The sequence below is a fragment of the Streptomyces sp. E11-3 genome, assembly GCF_046540415.1.
GTDB lineage: Bacteria > Actinomycetota > Actinomycetes > Streptomycetales > Streptomycetaceae > Streptomyces.
On the sequence record NZ_JAZGRL010000002.1, the window covers coordinates 567,778 to 574,969 of the forward strand.

Annotated in this window: 5 protein-coding genes and 1 pseudogene; 1 reads left to right on the forward strand and 5 read right to left on the reverse strand. The window is 70.5% G+C overall.

From position 1 onward, the window contains the following. The first annotated feature begins 12 nt into the window (after positions 1-12). Positions 13-1,524: a glycerol kinase GlpK gene (gene glpK, locus U9R90_RS21370; RefSeq protein WP_411058259.1), complete on the forward strand. Its 1,512-nt coding sequence runs from the start codon at positions 13-15 to the stop codon at positions 1,522-1,524. A gap of 73 nt (positions 1,525-1,597) precedes the next feature. Here the strand turns inward: glpK and U9R90_RS21375 are convergent, their stop codons facing one another. From U9R90_RS21375 to U9R90_RS21395, 5 genes and pseudogenes are all read right to left on the reverse strand, one after another. Further along, positions 1,598-2,203 carry a GTP-binding protein gene (locus U9R90_RS21375; protein WP_411058260.1) on the reverse strand — a complete coding sequence of 202 codons (606 nt, stop codon included), beginning with the start codon at positions 2,201-2,203 and terminating at the stop codon, positions 1,598-1,600. A 69-nt stretch (positions 2,204-2,272) separates the two neighbouring features. After that, entirely contained in the window at positions 2,273-5,914 is a 3,642-nt protein-coding gene (locus tag U9R90_RS21380) for a hydantoinase B/oxoprolinase family protein (RefSeq protein ID WP_411058261.1), read from the reverse strand. A 58-nt stretch (positions 5,915-5,972) separates the two neighbouring features. Beyond that, positions 5,973-6,368, reverse strand: coding sequence for a DUF742 domain-containing protein (locus U9R90_RS21385; RefSeq protein WP_411058262.1), 396 nt, complete (start codon positions 6,366-6,368; stop codon positions 5,973-5,975). Between the two features lie 9 nt (positions 6,369-6,377). Continuing rightward, positions 6,378-6,818: a roadblock/LC7 domain-containing protein gene (locus tag U9R90_RS21390; RefSeq protein WP_411058263.1), complete on the reverse strand. Its 441-nt coding sequence runs from the start codon at positions 6,816-6,818 to the stop codon at positions 6,378-6,380. Beyond that, positions 6,815-7,192, reverse strand: a pseudogene (locus U9R90_RS21395) (histidine kinase); the annotation flags it as partial. The gene U9R90_RS21390 and the pseudogene U9R90_RS21395, both read right to left, overlap by 4 nt.

A 7,192-nucleotide genomic window follows, 5' to 3' on the forward strand; every position in this document is an offset into this window, starting at 1 on the left:
GAAGGGGTACCCATGACAGACAAGTTCGTCGCCGCAATCGACCAGGGCACTACGTCAAGCCGCTGCATCATCTTCAACCAGGACGGCGCCATCGTCGCCGTCGACCAGCGCGAGCACCGCCAGATCTTCCCCAAGCCGGGCTGGGTGGAGCACGACGCCACCGAGATCTGGTCCAAGGTCCAGGCGGTCGTGGCGGGTGCGATCGCCAAGGCCGGGCTCCGTCCCGACCAGCTCAGCGCGCTGGGTATCACCAACCAGCGCGAGACCACCGTGCTGTGGGACCGCGCCACCGGCAAGCCGGTGCACAACGCGATCGTCTGGCAGGACACCCGTACCTCCGCGCTCTGCCATGAACTGGGCGGCACGGACGGCCAGGACCGCTTCCGCGAACAGACCGGACTGCCGCTGGCCAGCTACTTCTCCGGGCCCAAGGCGGCCTGGCTGCTGGACAACGTGCCGGGCCTGAGGGCCCGTGCGGAGCGTGGCGAGATAGCCTTCGGCACCATCGACTCCTGGCTGATCTGGAACCTCACCGGCGGCACCCAGGGCGGTGTGCACGTCACGGACGTGACCAACGCCGGGCGCACCATGCTGATGAACCTCCAGACGCTGCAGTGGGACTCCTCGATCCTGTCGGCGATGAACGTTCCGGAGGCGATCCTGCCGGAGATCCGGTCGTCGGCCGAGGTGTACGGGACGGCCGTCGGCCAGCTCCAGGGAGTGCCGGTCGCCTCGGCGCTCGGTGACCAGCAGGCCGCCGTGTTCGGGCAGGCCTGCTACGACACCGGTACGGCCAAGAACACGTACGGCACCGGCAGCTTCCTGCTGCTCAACACCGGTAGCCGGCCGGTGGTGTCGAAGAACGGGCTGCTCACCACCATGGGCTACCAGATCGGCGGCGAGGCGCCGGTGTACTGCCTGGAGGGGTCCATCGCGATCACCGGGGCACTGGTGCAGTGGTTCCGCGACCAGCTGGGCATCATCCGCACCGCGGACGAGATCGAGCCGCTCGCGGCCAGTGTCGAGGACAACGGCGGGGCGTACATCGTGCCCGCGTTCTCGGGGCTGTTCGCACCGTACTGGCGCTCCGACGCGCGCGGGGTGATCACCGGTCTGACGGGGTTCGTCACCAAGGCGCATCTCGCCCGTGCCGTACTGGAGGCGACCAGCTGGCAGACGCGTGAGGTCGTGGACGCGATGTACCAGGACTCCGGTGTGCAGATCACCACCCTCAAGGTGGACGGCGGCATGACCAAGAACAATCTGCTGATGCAGCACCAGGCGGATGTGCTCGGTGTGCCGGTGGTGCGGCCGAAGGTCTCCGAGACGACCTGTCTGGGCGCGGCGTACGCGGCCGGGCTGGCGACCGGGGTGTGGAGCGACCTCGACGAGCTCAAGGCGCACTGGCAGCGGGACGCCGAGTGGACTCCGCGGATGGCGGACGAGGTCCGGGAGCGCGAGTACCACAACTGGCACAAGGCGGTCGAGCGGAGCTTCGGCTGGCACGAGGACGGCGAGGGCTGACCCTCGCACCGCGGCTGCGGCCCGTACCCCGGTCGGCGGGGGTACGGGCCGTTCACCCGAACCGGAGTGGGGATCAGGTCGTCGCCGGCTGGCGGGCCTGGGCGGCGCGGGCCATGGCGTGTTCCACGACGGTGATCAGGACCTCCTTGACCGACTCGCGCTCGCGTGCGTCGCACAGGACCACGGGGACCTCGTCGTCCAGGTCGAGGGCCTGGCGCACGGTCTCCACCGGGTAGCGTGCGGCGCCCTCGAAGCAGTTGACCCCGATCGTGAAGGGGATGCCGCGCCGTTCGAAGTAGTCGACGGCGGCGAAGCAGTCCTCCAGGCGGCGGGTGTCGGCGAGCACCACCGCGCCGAGCGCGCCCTGGGCGAGCTCGTCCCACAGGAACCAGAAGCGGTCCTGGCCGGGGGTGCCGAAGACGTAGAGCACCAGGTCCTCGCGGAGCGTGATGCGTCCGAAGTCCATGGCGACCGTGGTGGTGTTCTTGGCCTCGACCCCGTGGGTGTCGTCGACCGGGCGGCCCGCCTCGGTGAGGAGTTCCTCGGTGCGCAGTGGTTTGATCTCGCTGACCGCGCCGACCAGCGTGGTCTTGCCGACCCCGAAGCCGCCGGCCACCAGGATCTTGAGCGTGACCGGCTCGACGGGGGGCTTACGGCGTCCAGAGCGCCCGAGGATCATTGACTTCCACTCCTACTGCACCGACGGTCCGGAACTACCTGGTGACGTACGGCAGTTCCCCCGCAGACTCTAGCGGCGCGTGGGGAGCGCTTCACTCGGGGTGCGGCATCTGGCCGGATCGCTCTCCGGCGCCACGCCGTATCCGCCGCCGCCCGGTGTCTCCACCACCAGGACGTCGCCGGTCGCCAGCTGTGCCGAGTCGCTGCCCTTCAGTTCCTCCGCGGTACCGTCCACGCGCTCCACGCGGCTAGCGCCGAGCGCGCCCGGTGACCCGCCCGCCATGCCGTAGGGCGGGACCCTGCGGTGTCCGGACAGCGTGGACACCGTCATCGGTTCGCGGAACCGCAGGCGGCGTACGGCTCCGTCGCCGCCGCGCCAGCGGCCCGCTCCCCCGCTGCCCTCGCGTACGGCGAACTCCTCCAGCAGTACCGGAAGGCGCCACTCCAGAACTTCCGGGTCGGTGAGCCGGGAGTTGGTCATATGGGTCTGGACGACGGGCGCCCCGGCGAAGCCGTCGCCCGCCCCGGAGCCGGACCCGACCGTCTCGTAGTACTGGAAGCGGTCGTTGCCGAAGGTGACGTTGTTCATGGTTCCGGAGCCCTCGGCCTGGACGCCGAGTGCCGCGTACAGCGTCCCGGTGAGGGCCTGTGAGGTCTCCACGTTCCCGGCGACCACGGCGGCGGCCGGCCGCGGGGACAACATCGAGCCCTCGGGGACGATGATGCGCAGCGGGCGCAGGCAGCCGTCGTTCAGCGGGATGTCGTCGGCGACCAGGGTGCGGAAGACGTACAGCACGGCGGCGTTCACGACGGCGTACGGGGCGTTGAAGTTGCCCGGCAGCTGTGCGGAGGTGCCGGTGAAGTCGACGGTGGCGCTGCGCTCGGCCCGGTCGACGGTGACCCGGACGCGGATGGTGGCGCCGAGGTCCGTCTCGTAGGCGTACTCGCCGTCGTCGAGGGTGTCGATGACGCGGCGTACGGCGTCCTCGGCGTTGTCCTGGACGTGGCGCATATAGGCCTGGACGACGTCGAGGCCGAAGTGGTCGATCATCTTGCCGACCTCCTCGACGCCCTTGGCGTTGGCCGCGATCTGTGCGCGCAGGTCAGCGAGGTTGGTGTCGGGGTTGCGCGACGGGTGCGGTGCGTCGGTGAGCAGGCCGCGGGTCTCCGCGTCGCGGAAGCGGCCGTCCTTGGCCAGCAGCCAGTTGTCGAAGAGGATGCCCTCCTCCTCGATCGTGCGGCTGTTGGCCGGCATGGAGCCCGGCGCGATACCGCCGATCTCCGCGTGGTGGCCGCGGGATGCGACGTAGAAGAGGATCTCCTCGCTCTCCGCGCCGAACACGGGCGTGATGACGGTGACGTCGGGCAGGTGGGTGCCGCCGTGGTACGGGTCGTTCACGGCGTACGCGTCGCCGGGGCGCATGGAGTCGCCGCGGCGCCGGATGACCTCCTTGACCGCGGTTCCCATCGAGCCCAGGTGTACAGGGATGTGCGGGGCGTTGGCGACGAGGTTGCCGTACGGGTCGAAGAGCGCGCAGGAGAAGTCGAGCCGCTCCTTGATGTTCACGGACTGGGCGGTGGACTCCAGGCGGGCGCCCATCTGTTCGGCGATCGACATGAAGAGGTTGTTGAAGACCTCCAGGAGAACGGGATCGGCGGCGGTGTCCGCGCTCAGGCCCTCAGGCTCGGTCACCCGCTCCATCACCAGATGGCCGTCGTCGTTCACGGCCGCCTGCCAGCCGTCCTCCACGACGGTGGTGGAGTTGGCCTCGGCCACGATCGCGGGCCCGGTCACCCGCTCGCCGGGGGCCAGTTGCTCGCGGTCGTACAGCGGTACGTCGCGGCGGGCGCCGGAGGTGTGCAGGCTGACGGTGTCGGGCTGGGTGGCGGATTCGCCGTTACGCGCGCGTGCCTCGGCCAGGCCCGAGAGGTCGGGTGGGTCGGTGAGCCCGGTGGCCTCCACCGAGAGCGCCTCGACGACGATCGGGCGGTCCAGGGTGAAGGAGTAGGTGGCGCGGTGCCGTTGCTCGAAGGCCTCGGCCATGTCCTTCGGTTCGGTGAGGTCCACCGTGAGGGTGGTGTCGGTGCCGTCGTAGCGCAGTTGGGCGCGGCGGGCGACCCGGATGCGGTAGGCGGGGACGTCCTCGGCGAGGAGTTCGGCGCGGGCCGCGGCCTCCAGGTCCTCCGCGGTGTGCAGGACGCGGGGCATCGAGTCGGGTTCCAGGGGCGCCTCGACGGACTGCTCGCGCATGGCGGTCGTGTCGGCGAGGCCGATGCCCAGGGCGGAGAGCACCCCGGCCATGGGAGGCACCAGGACCGTGCGGATGCCGAGCGAGTCGGCCACCGCGCAGGCGTGCTGGCCGCCCGCGCCGCCGAAGGTGGTGAGCGCGTACCGGGTGACGTCGTGGCCCTTCTGGACCGAGATCCTCTTGATCGCGTTGGCGATGTTGGCGACGGCGATCTGCAGATAGCCCTCGGCGACCTGCTCGGCGGTGCGGTCGTCGCCGGTGTGCTCCCTGATCCGGTCGGCTAGGGCCGTGAACCGGTCGCGTACCAGCGCCTCGTCGAGCGGCTGGTCGCCGCCGGGGCCGAAGACCCGGGGGAAGTGGGCCGCCTGGATGCGGCCGAGCATCACGTTGGCGTCGGTGACGGTCAGCGGGCCGCCGCCGCGGTAGCAGGCGGGTCCCGGGTCGGCTCCGGCCGAGTCGGGGCCGACCCGGTACCGGCTGCCGTCGAAGTGCAGGACCGAGCCGCCGCCCGCCGCGACCGTGTGGATGTCCAACATCGGGGCGCGCAGCCGGACTCCGGCGATCTGGGTGGTGAAGACCCGTTCGTACGCCCCGGCGAAGTGCGAGACGTCGGTGGAGGTGCCGCCCATGTCGAACCCGATGACCTGGTCGAACCCGGCGAGCTGCGACATCCTGGCCATGCCGACGATGCCGCCGGCGGGTCCGGACAGGATCGCGTCCTTGCCGCGGAACTGGCCCGCCTCGGCCAGGCCGCCGTTGGACTGCATGAACATCAGCCGTACGCCCTGGAGCTGGTCGGCGACCTGCTGGACGTAACGGCGCAGCACCGGCGAGAGATAGGCGTCGACGACCGCCGTGTCCCCGCGCGGCACCAGCTTCATCAGGGGGCTGACCTCGCTGGAGAGGGAGATCTGCGTGAAGCCGGTACGGGCCGCGAGCTTGCCGATGGCCTGCTCGTGCTCCGGGTGCAGATGGCTGTGCATACAGACGACCGCGAGGGCGCAAATCCCGTCCTCGTACACCTGTCCCAGGTGCCCGGCGAGTGCGTCGAGGTCGGGTGGGGTGAGCACCGTGCCGTCGGCGGCGAGGCGCTCGTCGACCTCGATGACGCGCTCGTAGAGGAGTTCGGGCAGCACGATCTCGCGGGCGAAGATCTGCGGGCGGTTCTGGTAGGCGATACGCAGGGCGTCGCGGAAGCCGCGGGTGATGACGAGGGCGGTGCGCTCGCCCTTGCGTTCCAACAGGGCGTTGGTGGCCACCGTGGTGCCCATCCGGACGGAGTCGATCCGGGCCTCGTCCAGGGGGACGTCGAGCAGGGCGCGGATCCCGGCGACAGCCGAGTCCCGGTAGCGGGCGGGATTCTCCGAGAGGAGCTTGTGGGTGACGAGGCTGCCGTCGGGGCGGCGCGCGACGACATCGGTGAACGTTCCGCCACGGTCGATCCAGAACTGCCAGCCAGTCACGGAGCTCCCCTGCTCAGGGCGTGCGCCGACAGGTGGTGCCAGCGGATGTCACACGGTGTCAGAGCGCACGCAGACCGTCGATCACTTCGCGCAGAATACTCTCGTCGGGCAGCTGGGCCGGGGGGACGGGGCGGGTCACGTGGACCAGTTCGTCGGCCACCAGGTCGCCGATCAGGACCCGGACGACACCGATGGGCAGGTCCAGCTCGGAGGCGAGTTCCGCGACGGACTGCGGTGCTGTGCGGCAGAGTTCGACGATATCCATGTGCTCGGGCGCCAGGGTCTGGTCCGCCCCCGCGTCGTCCGCGTGCGGCTCCGTGACGACCACCGCGATCAGGTCGAGGCGGTGCTGGGCCGCGCTGGTGGTGCGGCCGCGTGTCATGGCATACGGACGCACCACCGGTCCCGCGTCGTCGTCGAACCAGTGGGGCGCCCCGTACCCGTCGTCACTCATACCATCCCACTACCCACCCGCGGGCAGATCGGTGCGCGGCGCGGCACCCAGATGTGCGCCCACCCGCTTGACGAGGAGCGTCATCTCGTACGCGACCTGGCCGACGTCGGAGTCCGAGTCCGACAGGACGGCCAGGCAGCTGCCGTCGCCCGCGGCCGTGACGAACAGGAAGGCGTCGTCCAGCTCGACCACGGTCTGGCGAACGCGGCCCGCCTCGAAGTGCCGGCCGACCCCCTTGGCGAGGCTGTGGAAACCGGAGGCGACGGCGGCCAGATGCTCGCTGTCCTCGCGGGTCAGGTCCTTCGAGACGCCGGTGGGCAGGCCGTCGCCGGACAGCACCAGCGCCTTGCGGATGCTCGCGACCCGCGTGACGAGGTCGTCGAGCAGCCAGTTCAGTTCGCCGGAGCCCCGGCGTTCGGTGCTCTGTGCGGCGGTGTTCGGTGCGGTCATCGACCGTCCCCCTCCGGTGTGGTGCGGTCTGGTGCTGATGCTTCGGGTGTTGCCGCTTCTTCTGGTGCTGCTGATGTCACGGGTGGGTCTGGTGCTTCTGGTGTTTCTGGTGTCTCTGAGGCTTCTTGTGTCACGGGCGCTTCTGCTGCGGCGTTGTCCTGGCGTCCGCGCTGCCAACCGCGCTGCAGCGAGGCCATCCTGCTGCGCACCTCGTCGGGATCGCGGTCGTCCGGGGCCAGTTCGGTCACGGGTTCGCGCGACTGACTCTCTTTGAGCTGCGGCGCGATGCTGGCCTGCCGTACCCGTCGGGGCAGCGTACCGGGCGGCGGGGTGGGCGCGGTGTCCGCGACGGGGTCGGTGGCTGGTTCCCGGGT

Excerpts from the sequence above, each read along its gene's own strand:
- glpK (WP_411058259.1), top strand. The coding sequence starts at position 13 with ATGACAGACAAGTTCGTCGCCGCAATCGACCAGGGCACTACGTCAAGC.
- U9R90_RS21375 (WP_411058260.1), bottom strand. The coding sequence starts at position 2,203 with ATGATCCTCGGGCGCTCTGGACGCCGTAAGCCCCCCGTCGAGCCGGTC.
- U9R90_RS21385 (WP_411058262.1), bottom strand. The coding sequence starts at position 6,368 with ATGAGTGACGACGGGTACGGGGCGCCCCACTGGTTCGACGACGACGCG.
- U9R90_RS21390 (WP_411058263.1), bottom strand. The coding sequence starts at position 6,818 with ATGACCGCACCGAACACCGCCGCACAGAGCACCGAACGCCGGGGCTCC.